This window comes from Lentzea californiensis (assembly GCF_024648825.1).
Taxonomy (GTDB): Bacteria; Actinomycetota; Actinomycetes; order Mycobacteriales; family Pseudonocardiaceae; genus Lentzea; species Lentzea californiensis.
Window position 1 is genome coordinate 92169 of the sequence record NZ_JANBBE010000016.1, and the last position, 16545, is coordinate 108713.

Annotated in this window: 13 protein-coding genes and 1 pseudogene; 10 read left to right on the forward strand and 4 right to left on the reverse strand. The window is 68.8% G+C overall.

The features are described 5' to 3' along the window. Positions 1 to 36: 36 nt before the first annotated feature. Together LX88_RS38640 and LX88_RS38645 are read left to right on the forward strand one after the other, a co-directional pair. A pseudogene (locus LX88_RS38640) lies at positions 37 to 972 on the forward strand (aromatic ring-hydroxylating oxygenase subunit alpha); the annotation flags it as partial. A 40-nt stretch (positions 973 to 1012) separates the two neighbouring features. Further along, positions 1013 to 1291 carry a hypothetical protein gene (locus LX88_RS38645; protein WP_258952707.1) on the forward strand — a complete coding sequence of 93 codons (279 nt, stop codon included), beginning with the start codon at positions 1013 to 1015 and terminating at the stop codon, positions 1289 to 1291. Positions 1292 to 1294: 3 nt separating this feature from the next. Here the strand turns inward: LX88_RS38645 and secA2 are convergent, their stop codons facing one another. The 3 genes from secA2 to LX88_RS38660 all read right to left on the reverse strand — a co-directional run bounded on the left by secA2 (position 1295) and on the right by LX88_RS38660 (position 8154). Then, positions 1295 to 3580, reverse strand: a complete 2286-nt coding sequence (gene secA2 / locus LX88_RS38650) for an accessory Sec system translocase SecA2 (RefSeq protein ID WP_258952708.1) — start codon at positions 3578 to 3580, stop codon at positions 1295 to 1297. Positions 3581 to 3675: 95 nt separating this feature from the next. After that, on the reverse strand, positions 3676 to 4932 hold the full coding sequence (locus tag LX88_RS38655) for an MFS transporter (protein WP_090069345.1): 1257 nt from the start codon (positions 4930 to 4932) through the stop codon (positions 3676 to 3678). A 54-nt stretch (positions 4933 to 4986) separates the two neighbouring features. Next, positions 4987 to 8154, reverse strand: a complete 3168-nt coding sequence (locus LX88_RS38660) for an acetyl-CoA carboxylase family protein (RefSeq protein ID WP_307791918.1) — start codon at positions 8152 to 8154, stop codon at positions 4987 to 4989. A 133-nt stretch (positions 8155 to 8287) separates the two neighbouring features. On the opposite strand from LX88_RS38660, the gene LX88_RS38665 reads away from it, so the two are divergent. Both LX88_RS38665 and LX88_RS38670 read left to right on the forward strand, forming a co-directional pair. Further along, the gene (locus LX88_RS38665) at positions 8288 to 9067 is read left to right on the forward strand and encodes a sporulation protein (protein WP_258952710.1); all 780 of its coding nucleotides are present in this window, start codon (positions 8288 to 8290) and stop codon (positions 9065 to 9067) included. Positions 9068 to 9184: 117 nt separating this feature from the next. After that, on the forward strand, positions 9185 to 9457 hold the full coding sequence (locus LX88_RS38670) for a GlsB/YeaQ/YmgE family stress response membrane protein (protein ID WP_258952711.1): 273 nt from the start codon (positions 9185 to 9187) through the stop codon (positions 9455 to 9457). On the opposite strand, the gene LX88_RS38675 is transcribed toward LX88_RS38670, so the two are convergent. Beyond that, on the reverse strand, positions 9450 to 10070 hold the full coding sequence (locus LX88_RS38675) for a TetR/AcrR family transcriptional regulator (protein WP_258952712.1): 621 nt from the start codon (positions 10068 to 10070) through the stop codon (positions 9450 to 9452). The genes LX88_RS38670 and LX88_RS38675 overlap by 8 nt on opposite strands. A gap of 92 nt (positions 10071 to 10162) precedes the next feature. Here LX88_RS38675 and LX88_RS38680 point away from each other — a divergent pair, with 92 nt between their 5' ends. The 6 genes from LX88_RS38680 to LX88_RS38705 are packed head-to-tail and all read left to right on the forward strand — an operon-like array spanning position 10163 to position 16542. Next, positions 10163 to 11308 carry an acyl-CoA dehydrogenase family protein gene (locus LX88_RS38680; protein ID WP_258952713.1) on the forward strand — a complete coding sequence of 382 codons (1146 nt, stop codon included), beginning with the start codon at positions 10163 to 10165 and terminating at the stop codon, positions 11306 to 11308. A gap of 10 nt (positions 11309 to 11318) precedes the next feature. Continuing rightward, the gene (locus LX88_RS38685) at positions 11319 to 12515 is read left to right on the forward strand and encodes an acetyl-CoA C-acetyltransferase (protein ID WP_258952714.1); all 1197 of its coding nucleotides are present in this window, start codon (positions 11319 to 11321) and stop codon (positions 12513 to 12515) included. Next, positions 12515 to 13273, forward strand: coding sequence for an SDR family NAD(P)-dependent oxidoreductase (locus LX88_RS38690; RefSeq protein WP_258952715.1), 759 nt, complete (start codon positions 12515 to 12517; stop codon positions 13271 to 13273). The genes LX88_RS38685 and LX88_RS38690 overlap by 1 nt, the downstream gene beginning before the upstream one ends. Positions 13274 to 13287: 14 nt before the next feature. Next, positions 13288 to 14415: a hypothetical protein gene (locus LX88_RS38695; RefSeq protein ID WP_258952716.1), complete on the forward strand. Its 1128-nt coding sequence runs from the start codon at positions 13288 to 13290 to the stop codon at positions 14413 to 14415. Further along, the gene (locus tag LX88_RS38700; RefSeq protein ID WP_258952717.1) at positions 14412 to 15839 is read left to right on the forward strand and encodes a substrate-binding domain-containing protein; all 1428 of its coding nucleotides are present in this window, start codon (positions 14412 to 14414) and stop codon (positions 15837 to 15839) included. The genes LX88_RS38695 and LX88_RS38700 overlap by 4 nt, the downstream gene beginning before the upstream one ends. After that, a complete protein-coding gene (locus tag LX88_RS38705; RefSeq protein WP_258952718.1) occupies positions 15826 to 16542 on the forward strand; it encodes a hypothetical protein in 717 nt (238 codons plus the stop codon). Before LX88_RS38700 ends, LX88_RS38705 begins: the two co-directional genes overlap by 14 nt. Positions 16543 to 16545 lie beyond the last annotated feature (3 nt).

Here is a 16545-nt window from a genome sequence, read left to right on the forward strand (position 1 = left end):
CAGCCTGATCTGCACCCTCGAGGGCCGCTGCTCATCGCCCGTGACCGCAAAGGCGGCCTCAACGCGTTCCTCAACGTGTGCAGGCATCGCGGCGCACGCATCTGCGTCGACGAGGCAGGCAGCGTCAAAAGGGCGTTCCAATGCCCTTACCACGCCTGGACCTACGCGCTGGACGGCAACCTGATCGCCGCACCGGATCTCACCTCAATGCCGGACGTCGATCGCGTTGCGTACGGGCTCGCCGAAGTGCATCTGCGCGAATGGCTCGGCTACGCATGGGTGAACCTCGCCGACGATCCTCCGAGCTTCGAGGACGACGTGCTGAGTGCTGTGACCGAACGTTTGGGAACGTTGGAAGGGATTGACGGCTACGAGATCGACCGGTTGTCCGTGGGCAAACGAATCGTCTACGACGTCAAGGCGAACTGGAAGCTGATCATCGAGAACTTCATGGAGTGCTACCACTTCGCGACGATCCACCCCGAGCTCACCGAGGTGCTGCCCGAGTTCGCCGACGGCTACGCGGCGCAGTACTACGTCGGGCACGGCGCCGAGTTCGGTGACGAGGTCAGGGGCTTCACCGTCGACGGCAGCGAGGGGTTCGAGAAACTCCCTGCCCTGGAAGAGGATCGCGACAGGAAGTACTACGCCATCACCGTCAAGCCGCAGGTGTTCATCAACCTCGTGCCGGACCACGTGATCGTGCACCGCATGTACCCGCTGGCGGCGGATCGGACCGTCGTCGAGTGCGATTGGCTCTGCGCCAAGGAAGTGGTCGACACCGGCCGTGACGTCTCTCGCTCGGTCGAGCTGTTCCACCGGGTGAACGAACAGGATTTCGAAGCCTGCGAGCGATGTCAGCCGGCGATGTCTTCACGCGCCTACGCGCATGGTGGGGTGCTGGTGCCCTCGGAGCACCACATCGGCGGTTTCCACGTCTGGCTCGTCCGGAAACTCGAATCAGCCGACTAGGGGATCGACGCGTCACCCATGCACGCGAAAGCTTGCACAGGTGATTGAACAAGCCGACTTCCTGTTCCCGAATGGGGAACACGAGCATTTGCGACGCATCCGGCTGCTGGCCGAGCGCGCGGAACGGACGGCACACGACAGGTCCAACTTCGTCGGACCACCGCCGTCGCAGGAGCACCTCGACATCCTCGCGGAGATCAAGAAGCTGACCGCCGAGATGACCGGGGCCGCCACGACGCCTGCGAACGCCAGACGGGCCGGGACTGTGCCCCGGCCCGCCAGACCGGCGGACGACCTCGTCGTCCCCGGGAAGATGTGACCGTCAGCGGCGCTGCCCGCGGACCATCTTGACGAGACCCTTCATCGACTCCTCCAGTCCGGAGCCGAACGGGTTGTCGTGCACCAGGTACGTCCACGTCGAACTCGGGCGCTTGACCCCGGCGTCGGCGAGGTCGTAGCCGTCGTCGGTGATCTTGGCCGCCTCGTACTTCTCCGAGGTGCGCTCCCACGACTCCGGCACGATCTTGTTGAACGCCGGGATGGCCTCGCGGTGGAACTCGTCCAGCGGGTTCTGCCGCGCCAGCGCACGCAGGTGGATGCCCTCGCGCAGGTCCGACAGGAACGTCAGGTGGTGCGTCCACAGGTCGTCCAGGAAGAACAGCGTGATCTTGCGGGCGGCGTCCGAGGCCACCTCGTCGGACACGCCTTCCTTCTTCCCGGCCTTCTCGAACGCCGCGTCGGTGCGCAGCACGACGTCGCGGTGCTTGAGCAGGATGTCGCGCTGGTGCTCGATCAGCTTGTTGTAGCGCCAGGTGTTGCGGTGGATCTCCAGGTTCACGCCCTCGGCCACGCGCTGGGCGTGCTCGAAGGTGTGCAGCAGGCCCTTGTCGTGCACCCGGCCGTCGTTGTCCACTTCGGACGGGTCCTCGGCGTCCGGCGCGTACTGGGTGATCAGCTCGTCCTGCATGGACGAGAAGAACACCGAGCCGCCGGGGTCGCCCTGACGGCCCGCGCGGCCGCGCAGCTGGTCGTCCAGGCGTGACGACGAGTGGCGCCCGGAGCCGATCACGTACAGGCCGCCGAGCTCGGCGATCCGGTCGTGGTCCTCGCCCTCGTGGCCGCCGAGGCGGATGTCCGTGCCGCGGCCGGCCATCTGGGTCGAGACCGTGATGCGCTGGTACGAACCGGCGTCCGCGATGATCGACGCCTCCTCGGCGTCGTTCTTCGCGTTGAGCACCACGCACTCGATGCCCGCGGCGCGCAGCTTGGAGGAGATCCGCTCCGACTCGGCGACGTCGAGCGTGCCGACGAGGATCGGGCGCCCGGTCTCGTGGGCGGTCTTGATCTCCTCGACGATCGCGTCTTCCTTCTGCTCCAGCGTCGCGTAGAGGCGGAAGGGCTCGTCCTCGCGGATGTTCTCCTTGTTCGGCGGGATCACGAGCACCTCGAGCTCGTAGAACTCCCGCAGCGTCTCGGCGACGGCCACGGCGGTACCGGTCATGCCGCAGCGCGTCGGGTAGCGCGACAGCAGCGCCTGCACCGTCATCGAGTCGAGGATCTCGCCCGACTCGGTCGTCTGGACGTTCTCCTTGGCCTCGACCGCGGCCTGCAGGCCGTCCGGCCACCGCTGCAGCTTCGCGACACGGCCACGCGTGTCGTTGATCAGGTGCACCTTGCCGTCACGCACGATGTAGTCGACGTCGCGGTGCAGCAGCACCTGCGCGTGCAGCGCCACGTTCACCTTCGACAGCGTGGACGTCACGTGCTCCTGCGAGTACAGGTCGATCTCGCCGAGCGCCCGCTCGACGGCCTCGGAGCCCGCACCCGTGAGGAAGACGTTGCGCTCCTCGTCGTCGATTTCGTAGTGCAGGTTCTGGCGCAGCCTCTTCACCAGGTCGGCGATGACGGGGTCGGCCGCCTCCGAACTGGTCGAGCCGGCCAGCACGAGCGGCACGCGGGCCTCGTCGACGAGCACCGAGTCGGCCTCGTCGATGAGCGCGACCTCCGGCTCGGGGACGATCAGGTCGTCGGGGCTCGTGGCGATCCGGTCGCGCAGGATGTCGAAGCCGATCTCGCTGACCGGCGCGTACGTGACCTCGCACTGGTAGGCCTCGCGGCGCTCCTCGGCCTTCGAGCTGCCGTTGATCCAGCCCGAGGTGACGCCGAGCAGCCCGTACAGCGGGCCCATCCACTCCGCGTCGCGCTGGGCGAGGTAGTCGTTGACGCTGACCACGTGGACGCGCTTGCCCTTGATCGCGAACCCGGCCGCGGCCATGGCGCCCGCGAGCGTCTTGCCCTCACCGGTCGCCATCTCGACGACGAGCCCGCTGAGCAGGCCGAGCGCACCCAGCACCTGCACGTCGAACGGACGCTGCCCGATGGCCCGCTCCGCGGCCTCCCGCGTGAGGGCCACGAGCTCGGTGTCCGTGTTCTCCCCGCGCAGCTTCTTGGCGTGGGCCGTCAGCTCCTCGTCGCTGAACGCCTTGAACTTCTCGGCGTGTTTCTCCACGTCCGCGAGCATTGCCTGGAACGGGGCGAGGTCGACTGAGCCCGGTTTCTGCGCGAACCTGCGCATCCGCTGCTTGAAGCGCGCCATGAGAGTGGTCACGACGCGCCAACGTACGGCATCGGCTCCAGGTTCCGCAGAGGTCTTGACTGTGAAGGCCCGATTTGTCCGTTGCAGCGGGCCTTCACAGCCTCTGATCAGGCCCGTTCCGGCTGGTGCGTCTCCGGCAACTTGAACACCGACACCAGCGTGAACAGACCCATGACCAGCAGGAACGCCGACACGGACATCGAGGTCCCGGTCGCCCCCAGCAGCGCCGTCATGACGAACGGCGTGCCGCCGCTGACCAGGATCGACGCCAGTTGGTACGCGAGAGAAGCACCCGAGTACCGCACGTGCGCCTCGAACAGTTCACCCAGGTAGGCGGCGATCGGCCCGTACACGAGAGAGGACGCGATGCCTCCGACCGTGTTCGCGACGAACAGCAACACCAGCGAGGCCGTGTCCACGAGCAAGAAGTACGGGAACGCCCACACGATCATGCCGATGGTGCCCGCGATGATCAGCGGACGGCGCCCGAGGCGGTCCGACGCGTGCCCGGCCCAGAGGATGACCGGGATGCTCACGAGGGACGACAGCATGCTGACGACCAGCACCGACTCGCGCGCCAGGCCGAGCGTGGTGGTCGCGTAGGACAGGACGCCCGCGATCGACACGTAGAAGATCGCGTTGGACGCGAACATCAGGCCGGCGCCGAGCAGGATCGGCTTGCGGTGGGTCCGCAGAGCCTCCTTCAACGGTGCCTGCGCCACGACCGGTCCCGTCGCACGGCGTTGCTGCAACTCACGGAAGACCGGGCTGTCCTCGACCTTGAGCTGGATGAACAGCACCACGGGGAAGAGGAGCGCGCTCGCGAGGAACGGCACGCGCCAGCCCCACGACGCGAACGCCTCAGGCGAGAGAGACGTCGTGGCGCTGATGAAGGCGACGTTGCCCAGCAGCACGCCGATGGGAACACCGGCCTGCCCGAACGTGCCCGCGAAGCCGCGCTTCTTGGGCCCCGCGGTCTCGGTCAGCAGCAGGACCACACCGCCCCACTGCCCACCGACCGCGATGCCTTGCAGGAAGCGCAGCAGCACCAGCAGGATCGGCGCGCCGACGCCGATGGACGCCGTCGTGGGCAGCAGACCGATGAGGAACGTCGCCGCCGCCATCAGCCCGAGGCAGATGACCAGTGCAGGCTTGCGGCCGACCTTGTCGCCGACGTGCCCGAACACCAGGCCGCCGAGCGGGCGCGCGATGAAGCCCGCCCAGAACGTGCTGAAGGACAGGAGCAACGCCACGATCGGCGTCGCCTCGGGGAAGAACAGTTTCGGGAACACCAATGCCGCGGCGGTCGCGTAGATGAAGAAGTCGTACCACTCGAGACTCGAACCGACGAGCCCGGCTGCCATGAGCCGACGCAAGGTCTTCTGTTCCGCAGGGGCGACGCTGACCACGGATTCTCCTCACCACGTGTCGATGAACGGGCGTTTCTTCTTCCCTTGTGAGCGGGAAGTGACGGGGGCCAGCGCCGTGGCGATCCAGCGGCGCGTGTCGGCCGGGTCGATCACGTCGTCGATCTCGAAGACCGAGGCGACGTTGAGGGCTTTGCCGTGCTCGTAGGCCATCGCGACCATCTGGTCGTAGCGCTCCTTGCGCTCGTCCGGGTCCGCGATGGCGTCGAGCTCTTTCCTGAAGCCGAGTTTGATGGCGCCTTCGAGGCCCATCGGGCCGAACTCACCGGTGGGCCACGAGATCGCGAACTGCGGCACCTTCAGGCTGCCCGCCGCCATGGCCTGCGCGCCGAGGCCGTACGCCTTGCGCAGCACCACGAGTCCGAAGGGGACGGTGAGGTTGGCGCCCGTCACGACCATGCGGGTGAGGTGGCGGACGGTGGCGGTGCGTTCGGCGTCCGGGCCGACCATGAAGCCCGGCGTGTCGCACAGGGAGACGACCGGGATGTCGAACGCGTCGGCCAGCTGCAGGAAGCGGGCGCACTTGTCGGCGGCGTCGGCGTCGATCGCCCCGCCCAGGACGCCGGGGTCGTTGGCGATCAGGGCGATGGGGCGGCCCTCGACGCGGACCAAAGCGGTGACGATGGCCTTGCCGAAGCCCTGGCGGAGCTCGAGGACGCTGCCGGTGTCGGCGAGGGTGGTGATGAGCGCGCGGACGTCGTAGGCGCGGAGGCGGTTCTCCGGGATGGCGTGGCGGAGGAGGCGCTGGTCCGCGCAGTTCCACGATCCGAAATTGTCGGTGCTGTCTGGGAGAATTGTTTTCAGGGGTCCCCCCGAGGGCGCTGGCGAAGGCTGCGCACTCGGCGAGGGGACGCCTGCGGGAGCTTGGAAGTCCGCGGGTGCCTGCACGCCTGGGGGAACCTGCGTGCCAGCGGGAGCCTGGACGTTTGCGGATGCCTGGAAGCTCGCAGGTGTCTGCACGCCTGCGGAAGGCTGGAAGTACGAGAGGTACTTCTTCGCGACCGCGACGGCTTCCTCCTCCGAAGCCACCGCGATGTCCACCACGCCGTTGGGCACCTGCACGTCCAGCGGGCCGATGTCCTCGGGCCGGAACGTGCCGAGCCCGCCGCCCTCGATCATCGCCGGGCCGCCCATGCCGATGTTCGCGCCCTCGACCGCGATGATCACGTCGCACGTGCCCAGCAGCACCGCGTTGCCCGCGAAGCACCGCCCCGCCACCACACCGATCAACGGCACCTGCCCGCTCAGCTGCGCGAACGCGTGGAACGAGCCGCAGTCCAGGCCGCTGACCATGCTGTGGTCGGTGTCGCCGGGCCGGCCGCCACCGCCTTCGGCGAACAGCACCACCGGCAGGTTCTCCTGCTGTGCCAGGGCGAACAGCCGGTCTTTCTTCTGGTGGTTGCGCATGCCCTGCGTGCCGGCCAGTACCGCGTAGTCGTAGGACATCGCCACGACCCGTTGGCCGTTCACGACGCCGATACCGGCCACCATGCCGTCCGCGGGCGTGCGTTCGATGAGGTCTTCAAGCGATCGCCGCTGGCGTTGGGCGGCGATCGCGAGGCCGCCGTACTCGACGAACGAAGAGCAGAGGTCCGCGATGTTCTCGCGGGCGGTCCGGCCACCGCGGGCGTGCCGGCGTGCGGCGGCTTCGGGCCGGTCGAAGTCGTGGCGTGCCAGTACTTCCGCCAGGTCTGGCCGGACGTGCTCCAGGTCTGCCTCGGCGGCGTCCTCATCGGACTCACCGGCTCCGGTGGCCAGCGCCTGGCCCTCGGCCACGGTGTCGCCGACCGACACCAGCACGTCGCCGGACACCCGCACGACGTGCTGCATCTTCATCGCTTCCAGCACGACGGAACCGGGGTCGACGGCGACCACCGTGCCCGCCAGCGGCGCCCGCATGCCCGCCACCGGCTCCTCGGTCACGAAGTCGGTCGTCACACCGATGATGTCCTGGTCCAGCAGGGTCTTCAGGAACTCCAGGTTCGTTGCGACGCCCTCGACCCGGAACTCGCGCAACGCCCGCCGCGCGCGGTTCAGGGCGACGTCCAGGTCCTCGCCGTGCACCACGAGCTTCGCGAGCAGCCCGTCGTAGCGCGTGCCGACCCGGTAGCCGACGTACCCGTGCGTGTCGACGCGGACGCCGGGCCCGGCGGGCAGTCCGAACGACGACAGCACGCCGCCCGAGGTCTGGTTCAGGCGCACCTGCACGGCCGCGCCGCGGTCGCGGGGCGTGAAGTCGACGTCGCCGCCCCAGGCGAGCAGCAGCTGGGTGCGCACGAGGTCCACTCCGGACACCATCTCGGTCACCGTGTGCTCGACCTGCAGCCGCGGGTTGACCTCCAGGAACGCGAACGAGTCCCCGGCCACCAGGAACTCCACCGTGCCGGCGCCCTGGTAGTCCACGGCCGAGGCGATGGCCGTGGCCGCCGCGTGCAGGGCCTCGCGCAGCAACGGGTCCAGCAGGGGAGCGGGCGCGATCTCCACGACCTTCTGGTGCCGCAGCTGCAGCGAGCAGTCGCGGTCGCCGATCACCGAGGTGCCGACGAGCTGCACCTCGATGTGCCGGGCGGAGGGCATCAGCCGTTCGAAGTAGACGTCGTCCACTCCGAACGCGGCCAGCGCCTCCGCCCGGCACGCCTCGACCGCGCTGTCGAGGTCCTCGGGCCGCAGCACGGCCCGCATGCCCTTGCCGCCGCCCCCGGCGACCGCCTTCACCATCACCGGGAACTCGCCGGGCGCCGCGTCCAGCACCGGAATCCCCAGCGACGCCGCCAGTTCCCGTGCTCGCCGCTTGTCACCGAGCAGTTCCAGAACGTCAGCGGACGGCCCGACGAACGCCAGCCCGCGCTCCGAACACGCCCGGGCGAACGCGGCGTTCTCGGACAGGAATCCCCACCCCGGATGCACGGCCTGACACCCCTCGGCCGCGTCCAGCAGTTGATCCACGTCGAGGTACGGAGATGGCCCGCGCAGCGCCACCGCACGGTCCGCAAGGGTCACGTGGAGCGACGAAGCGTCGTCCTCCGCGTACACCGCCACGGTTCGTATCCCCAGGTCAGCAGCTGCGCGCAGGACACGGACAGCCACCTCACCCCGGTTGGCGACGAGCAGCACGGGCAACCTCCTGAGCGACCGCTTAGTATGTGACGGCGGTCGCATGTTGCCATCTGAAGTCAACGGAAGTCCATACGGAACCGATCGGGGTACTGAGGCGTCAACGGAACACTTCGCCGCAAACGGGCGATCCAGTTGGCAGACTCCCCGCAAACAGCAAGGGCTTCAGGAGGCCGCAGTGGTGTTCAAGAGGATGATGCGCGCGTTCGGCGTGGGCGGGCCGACTGTCGACACGGTGCTGACGAACCCCAACGTCAGGCCCGGCGAGGTGCTGTCCGGTGAGGTGCGCATCGCCGGCGGCGACCACCCGGCCGAGGTCGACCACGTCACGCTCGCGCTGCTCACCCGCGTCGAGGTCGAGAGCGGCGACAACGAGTACAACACCAACATGGAGTTCCACAAGTTCTCCGTGGGCCAGCGGATCGCCATCCAGCCGCACCAGAACCTCTCGCTGCCCTTCCAGGTGCCGGTGCCGTTCGAGTGCCCGCTCAACGTCGTGGGCGGCATGCAGCTCAACGGCATGCAGCTGGGCCTGCGCACCGAGCTCGAGGTGCGCGGCGCCGTCGACCCCGGTGACCTCGACCCGATCTGGGTGCACCCGCTGGCGTCGCAGGACGCCGTGCTCCAGGCGTTCGGGCAGATGGGCTTCCGCTTCACCAAGGCGGACAACGAGCGCGGCCGCATCCACGGCGTGCCGCAGCAGCTGCCGTTCTACCAGGAGATCGAGTTCTACCCGCCGCCGCAGTTCGCGGGCCGCGTCAAGCAGGTCGAGCTGACGTTCGTCACGACGCCGGGCGAGCTGCACGTGGTCCTGGAGGCCGACAAGCGCGCCGGGCTGCTCCGCGCGGGCGGCGACGCGTACGGCCGGTTCGCCGTCTCGCACCAGCAGGCCGTCGGCACCGACTGGACCGCCACGATCAACCAGTGGATGTCGCAGGTCTCCGGCAGTCGCTGGTAGTCGAATGCACCCGATCGGCTGAACGTCTCTAGTCCTTGTGCTGCGGACACCGTCCGCTGAAGGGATGATCCGCTCGAGATCCCGAACTTCATCGGGGCGTAGCGGAGGAGGCGGTCAATGACCATCGGTGGTGTCATCGGCGCGCTCGTCATCGGTCTGGTTCTCGGTTTGCTCGGCAAGTTGTTCGCGCCGGGCAAGCAGGGCATCCCGATCTGGCTGACCATCCTGGTCGGCATCGTGGCCGCGTTCATCGGAACGTGGATCGCGCGCCTGCTCGGAGTGCAGGACACGCCCGGCATCGACTGGATCGAAGTGATCATCCAGATCGTGGTCGCGGCGATCGGCGTGTCGGTCGTGGCGGGTGTGTACGGCAGGAAGTCGGTCAGTTAGGCCGGACCATCCGCAGGACGAGGTCGGCGTACATGGCGCCGATCTCGTCCGGGGTCCGCTTCCCGCCCGGCTGGTACCAGCGCGCGACGTCGATGCACAGCGACAGCACGGCCAGGGTCGCGCCCTTGAGGTCGGGGACGTCGAACACGCCCTCCTCGACGCCGTCCGCGATGTAGGACCGCATCCGCTGTTCGATCTGCCGGCGCAGCTCCGCCACCTCAGCGTGGTGTTCCGGGGAGAGCGCGCCGAGCTCGTACTGCACCACCCTCGCCGTCGTGTGGAACTCCGCGTGCCATCCCGCGAACGCCGCCACCGCGTTCTTCAGCCGCTGCGCCGCGCCGTCGCCCTGGATGCTCGACAGCAGTGCCAGCGACGTCTCGTGGCCGACGAGTGAGATGTTGAAGAGCAGTTCCTCTTTGGACCGGTAGTGGATGTACACGGCCGCGGGGGACATTCCGGCCAGAGAGGCGATGTCACGGGTGGTCGTGGCGTGATATCCCTTGCTTGCGAACGCCTGGACGGCGGCGATGAGCATCCGGCGGGCGGCGTCCGGGGTCACGGTGCGCCAGGTCTCGTCGAGCAGTGAGAACCCGTCCAGTCCGGTCGTCGTCATCGGGGCGCTCCTCGCGTGTTGACAGGTGATGGATCGTACTGCACGCTAAGCGGGCGCTTAGCTCTAAGCAACCGCTTAGTATGGAGGTAGTCGTGCAGCGGACGCTGTTCAACGAGGATCACGCCGCGTTCCGGGAGTCGGCGAAGGCGTTCGTCGAGCGCACGATCACGCCGAACGTCGAGAAGTTCATCGAGCAGCGGGTGATCGACCGGGAAGTGTGGCTCGAGGCCGGTCGTCAGGGCCTGCTGGGCCTCGAGATCCCCGAGGAGTACGGCGGCAGCGGCGCGAACGACTACCGCTTCAACACGGTGTTCGCCGAGGAGCTGTGCCGGGTCAACGCCGCGGTCGCCTCATCGCTGGGCATCCACGGCGACGTCGTCGCGCCCTACCTCGTCGACCTGTGCACCGAGGAGCAGAAGCAGCGCTGGCTGCCCGGCATGTGCACCGGCGAGATCAAGACCGGCATCGCGATGACCGAGCCGTCCGGAGGCTCCGACCTCGCCGCGCTGAAGACCAACGCCGTGCGCGACGGTGACGACTGGATCCTCAACGGCTCCAAGACGTTCATCACCAACGGCTACACCGCCGACATGATCGTCGTCGCGGCCCGCACCGATCCGTCCAAGGGCGCGCGCGGCATCACGCTGTTCGCCGTCGAGAACGGCATGCCCGGTTTCGAGCGCGGCCGCAAGCTCGACAAGGTCGGCCAGCACCCGTCCGACACCGCGGAGCTGTTCTTCTCCGACGTGCGGCTCTCGCAGGAGCACGTCATCGGCGAGGAGGGCCAGGGCTTCATCTACATGATGGAACGCCTGCCGCAGGAGCGGATCGGCGGCGCCATCTCGAACCTGGCGCACGCGCAGGGCGTCTTCGAGGAGACGCTGGAGTACGTCAAGGAGCGCAAGGCCTTCGGCCAGGCGATCGGCAAGTTCCAGCACAACAAGTTCCTGCTCGCCGAGCTGCGCACGAAGCTGGACGTCTCGCAGGCGTTCATCGACACCCTGACCATGCAGCACGTTCGCGGTGAACTGAGCTCGGTCGAGGCGGCGCAGGCGAAGTACTGGAGCGCCGACATCGAGAACGAGGTCATCGACGCCTGCGTGCAGCTGCACGGCGGCTACGGCTACATGACCGAGTACCGCGTCGCCCGCGCGTGGATGGACGCCCGCGTCACGAAGATCTGGGCGGGGTCCAACGAGATCATGAAGGAACTCATCGGCCGCGACCTGGGCCTGTAGGAGGTTTTCCATGGCTGAGGCAGTCATCGTCTCCACGGCCCGGTCGCCGATCGGCCGTGCCCGCAAGGGTTCCCTCGTCTCGCTGCGGCCGGACGACCTGGCCGCGCAGGTGATCTCGGCGGCGCTGGGCGACATCCCGGCGTCCGAGATGACCGACCTGCACCTCGGGTGCGCCGAGCCGCAGGACGAGCACGGCCAGAACATCGCGCGCCGCGTGGCCGTGCAGCTGGGCCACGACAACCTCCCCGGCACGACCGTCAACCGGTTCTGCGCGTCGTCCGTGCAGACCGCGCGGATGGCCTTCCACGCCATCAGGGCAGGGGAGGGCACCGGGTTCATCTCGGCCGGCGTCGAGTGCGTCTCCCGGTACATGCACTCGGGCGCGCCCTCGTTCAACCCGCTGTTCGAGGCGGCGCAGCAACGGACTCTGGACACGGCCGCGTCCAACGCGCCGTGGACCGACCCGCGGCTCGACGGCGAGCTGCCCGACTACTACATCTCGATGGGTCAGACGGCCGAGAACGTCGCCACGCAGATGGGCATCTCGCGGCACGACCAGGACGAGTTCGGCGTGCGGTCGCAGAACCTCGCGGAGAAGGCGATCGCGGACGGGTTCTTCGCCCGCGAGATCACGCCGGTGACCCTGCCCGACGGAACCGTCGTGTCGACTGACGACGGACCCCGCTCCGGGGTCACCTACGAGGCTGTTTCGGCGCTCAAGCCGTCGTTCCGGCCCGAGGGCACCATCACGGCCGGCAACTGCTGTCCCCTCAACGACGGCGCCGCGGCCGTCGTGATCATGAGCGACGTGCGGGCCCGCGAGCTCGGCCTGACCCCGTTGGCGCGCATCGTGTCCACGGGCGTCTCGGGTCTCTCGCCGGAGATCATGGGCCTCGGCCCGGTCGACGCCACGAAGCAGGCGCTCGGCCACGCCGGTCTGTCCATCTCGGACATCGACCTGGTGGAGATCAACGAGGCGTTCGCCGTCCAGGTGCTCGGTTCGCAGCGCGCGCTGGGCATCGACATCGACAGGCTGAACGTGCACGGTGGCGCGATCGCGCTGGGCCACCCGTTCGGCTCGACCGGTGCGCGGATCATGACGACGCTGATCAACGGCATGCAGGCCCGCGACGCCCAGTTCGGGCTGGAGACGATGTGCGTCGGCGGCGGCCAGGGCATGGCGATCATCCTGGAGAGGCTTTCGTAGTGGGAATCCTGGACAAGTTCCGGCTGGACGGAAAGGTCGCGATCGTCACCGGCGCGTCCTCGGGCCTCGGCGTCGCGTTCGCCAAGGGCCTCGCGGAGGCCGGCGCGGACGTCGTGCTCGCGGCCCGTCGCGCGGACAAGCTGAAGGACACGGCCGCACTGGTCGAGGCCACCGGCCGGCGCGCCCTGGTCGTGCAGGCCGACGTCTCCAAGCCCGAGGACTGCCGCGAGGTCGCGCGTGCGGCCGCCGAGTTCGGCACGGTGGCGGTGCTCGTGAACAACGCCGGTGTCGCGTCGGCGGTGCCGGCCTCGCGGGAGACGCCGGAGGAGTTCCGCGCCGTCGTGGACGTGAACCTCAACGGCGCCTACTGGATGGCCCAGGCCGCTGCCTCCGTCATGAAGTCCGGCGGCTCGATCATCAACATCTCCAGCGTCCTCGGCCTCGTGACCGGCGGTATTCCCCAGGCCGCGTACTCGGCGTCCAAGGCCGGTCTGCTCGGCCTGACCCGCGATCTGGCGCAGCAGTGGACCGGGCGCAAGGGCATCCGCGTCAACGCGATCTGCCCCGGTTTCTTCGAGTCTGAGATGACCGACCAGTACCCGCCGGGGTACCTGGAGAAGATCCAGGCCTCTCTGCCATCCGGGCGAATCGGTGATCCGGAAGAACTAGCCGCGGCCGTTCTCTTCCTGGCCTCCCCCGCGGGCGGTTACGTTACCGGCGAGACGCTCGTCGTCGACGGTGGTGCCGTGATCGTCTGACTCCAGGGGGAGCCGTGCGGGAGCCGGAGTTCAAGGTCGTCGACCCGCGAAGACGGTTCCTGCTGTGGTTCGTGCCGCCGCTGGCGGTGTTCGTGGCCGGGCTGGTGGTGCTGCTCGTTTCGGGGCACGTCACCGGCCCGTTCCGTTCTGTGACGGTGGTGCGGGCGCTGTTCGCGTCGAAGCGCGACTTCTTCCAGGACGAGCAGGTCAAGCGCATCCTGATGGCGCGCGGCTACCAGGTGCACGTGACACCGATCGGCTCGCGCGACCTGGCGGACAAGCCCGACCTCGACTCGTACCACTTCGTGTTCCCGTCGGGGCACGTGGCGAACGAGCACGTGAAGACCCGCCGGGCGGGCAAGCACGTCGTGCCGTACCGGCCGTTCTTCACCCCGGTCGTGCTCGCCACGTTCCGCGAGTACGCCGAAGCGCTGAAGCAGGCGGGGGTCGCGAAGCCGCACGACTCGAGCGAGAAGCCGCTCTACTACAACCTCGACATGGCCGGGCTCAAGGAGCTGGCCGACGTCGGCAAGCGGTGGAACGAACTCGGCCTGACCAACGGCAACCGGGTCATCGTGCAGTCGCCGGATCCGTGCAAGGCCTACTCGGGCGCGACGCTCGTCGGGTTCTTCGCCACCGCGTTCGGTGACGAACCGCCGCAGACCGTCGCAGCCGCGGAGAAGCTGGCACGGGAGGTCAAGCCGTACGTCGACGCGCAGGGCCAGGCCGGTGAGGACATGGCCCCGAAGTACTTCGTGCCGGAGGGGCGCACGCACGCCGTCATCGCGGTGATCTACGAGCACCAGTACATCGCGTACCAGTTGCGGCAGAAGAGCATCGACTCCGAACGCGTGCTGCTCTACCCGAAGAAGCAGCACCAGAGCACACCGGAGCTGATCTCGTTCACGCCGGAGGGCGACCGGATCGGCGAGCTGATGATGAACGATCCGGACCTGCGCCGGCGCGCGGTCGAGCTGGGTTTCCACTCGCTGAGCTGGAACGGGGAGTCCGCCGACGACTTCGGGACCTACATCTCCGGCCGCGGGCTGCCGACACCGCCGGCCGGTGAGGCGGGCCGGGTGCAGCTGCCGAAGGCGGAGCTGTTCGAGCGGATGCTCGACGTCGTCGGCGAGTGCAAGTGAGGGTGCTGGCAGCGGTTCTGCTGCTCCTGATCACCGCGTGCACGTCGAGCACTCCCGCGCCGGTTCGCCTGAAGGTGCTGGCGAGCACGGAACTCGCCGACCTGGGGCCGGTGCTGGCGGAGCTCCGGCGTGCCACCGGGGTCGAGCTCGTGGTGGAGCACCGCGGCACGGTCGAGGCCAGCGGATCGCTCGCCGGGTTCGACCTGGCGTGGTTGTCCACCGCCAGGTTCCTGCGGTTGCGGGGCGCCGAGCCGGAACTGGCGTCGAGCGTCATGACGTCCCCGGTGGTGCTCGGCGTGAAGCGCGGCAGCCGTTCTGCGCTGGGCGAGCGGCCGACGTGGGCCGACGTCGCGGACCGGGCCGCGCTGGGCCGGTTCCGGTACGGCATGGCCGATCCGCGGGTGTCCGGCGGCGGCATGGCCGCGTTGATCGGTGTCGCGACGGCGGCCGCGGGCACGGGCGCGCCACTGCGACCCGAGGACGTCAGTTGCGACCGCCTGCAGGGGTTCCTCGCGGGCCGGGCGTTCGACGTGCCCGATCCGGTCGGCGAGTTCGTCCGCCGGTCCGATGTGGACGGACTGGTCGCGCACGAGTCGGAGTTGTTGTCCTTGAACGCTTCCGGCCGCCTGGCCGAACCGCTGGAGATCGTCTACCCGCGTGACGGCATCGTGCTGTCGGACTACCCGCTGATGCTCGTCGAGCCCGCGCACCGGGCCGCGTACGACCGCGTCGTGGAGTGGCTGCGATCGCCGGCCGCGCAGCAGATGATCGCCGACCGCACCTGGCGCCGTCCCGTCGAGCCCTCCGTGGTGCGTGACGAGAAGCTGCGCGCCGACCTCGGCACCGCGCTCTACTTCCCGGACAGCTCCGAGGTGATCGACCGGCTGCTGCTGTTCCACGACCGCGCGGGCGACGGCCGGCAGGTGGTCTTCGTGCTGGACTACTCGACGTCGATGGCCGGTGCTCGCCTCGCCGGGCTGCGGGAGGCGTTCGGATCGCTCAACGGGTTCGACCGCTTCTACGTCGGCGAGACCGTGACGATCGTCCGGTTCGCGGGCACCGTCCTGGAGGAGCGTTCGATCACCGTGCGCGGTCGCGAGGACCTCGACGCGTTGCTGGCCGTCGTCGCGTCCGAGGACCTGCGCGACAACACCGCGATCTGGGCCGCTCTGGACCGCGGGTTGCAGCTGGCCCGGGGCGAGACGGCGGTGGTGCTGATGACGGACGGCGAGAACAACGCGGGCCCGTCCGTGGACGAGTTCCTGCGGGTCGGCAGGGGAGAGGTGCCGGTGTTCCCGATCCGGTTCGGCGAGGCCTCCACGGCGGAGCTGGACCGAGTGGCGCAGGCGAGCGGCGGCCGTCTCGTGGAGGCCGGCGCGAAGTCGTTGCTGGAGGCGGTGAGAGAGATCCGTGGATGTCGATAGAGGGCTCTGGTGGTCCGTCTCGTGGGGCTGGATCCTGCTGTGGGGCGCGACGCTGATCGCGCTGGTCGCGCTGGTCGTGGTCGTCGTGCTCGCCTGGCGATGGCTGCGCCGCCGCGACCAGGGCCCCGAGGTGCCCGGACTGCTGTTCTACGTGCACGGCCAGCGGATGATCAACCTCTGCAAGGTCGGCCGCTACGACGACGCGGTCACCCGGCAGTTCGTCAAGCAGATCACCGTCACCAAGAACGGCAAGCTGCAGGTCGGCCCCAGCGAGTTCGGCATCGGCGTCGACGGCTCGGTGGTCGAGCAGAACACCGACACCTACGAGAAACCGGCCACGGAGATCGACGTCATCGGCGTCGTCCTGGCGGGCCTGCGCGCGGGCCACGGCGTGGTCGAGGTCGACCTGACGACCGCCACGATCAAGGCGGACGAGGCATGGCGCCGAGGAAGAGCCCGGCGCCTCAACGACATCCGCGACTACGTGTCGCTGCACGGCCGGTTCGAGGTCGGCGACGGCGACGACCCGGCGGTGCTGCTGGCGCCGGTCGGCACGCACCGGGTACGGGTGGAGTGCGACCGCGCGAGCCTGCGCGACACGCTGCCGCCGGGCCAGTTCAACGCCCGCTGCCTGGGCAAGGTCCAGTCGTGGAACGCCGCGACGGGCGAGATCGTGGTGCTGCCCGTCGTCGTATTCCAGTAGACG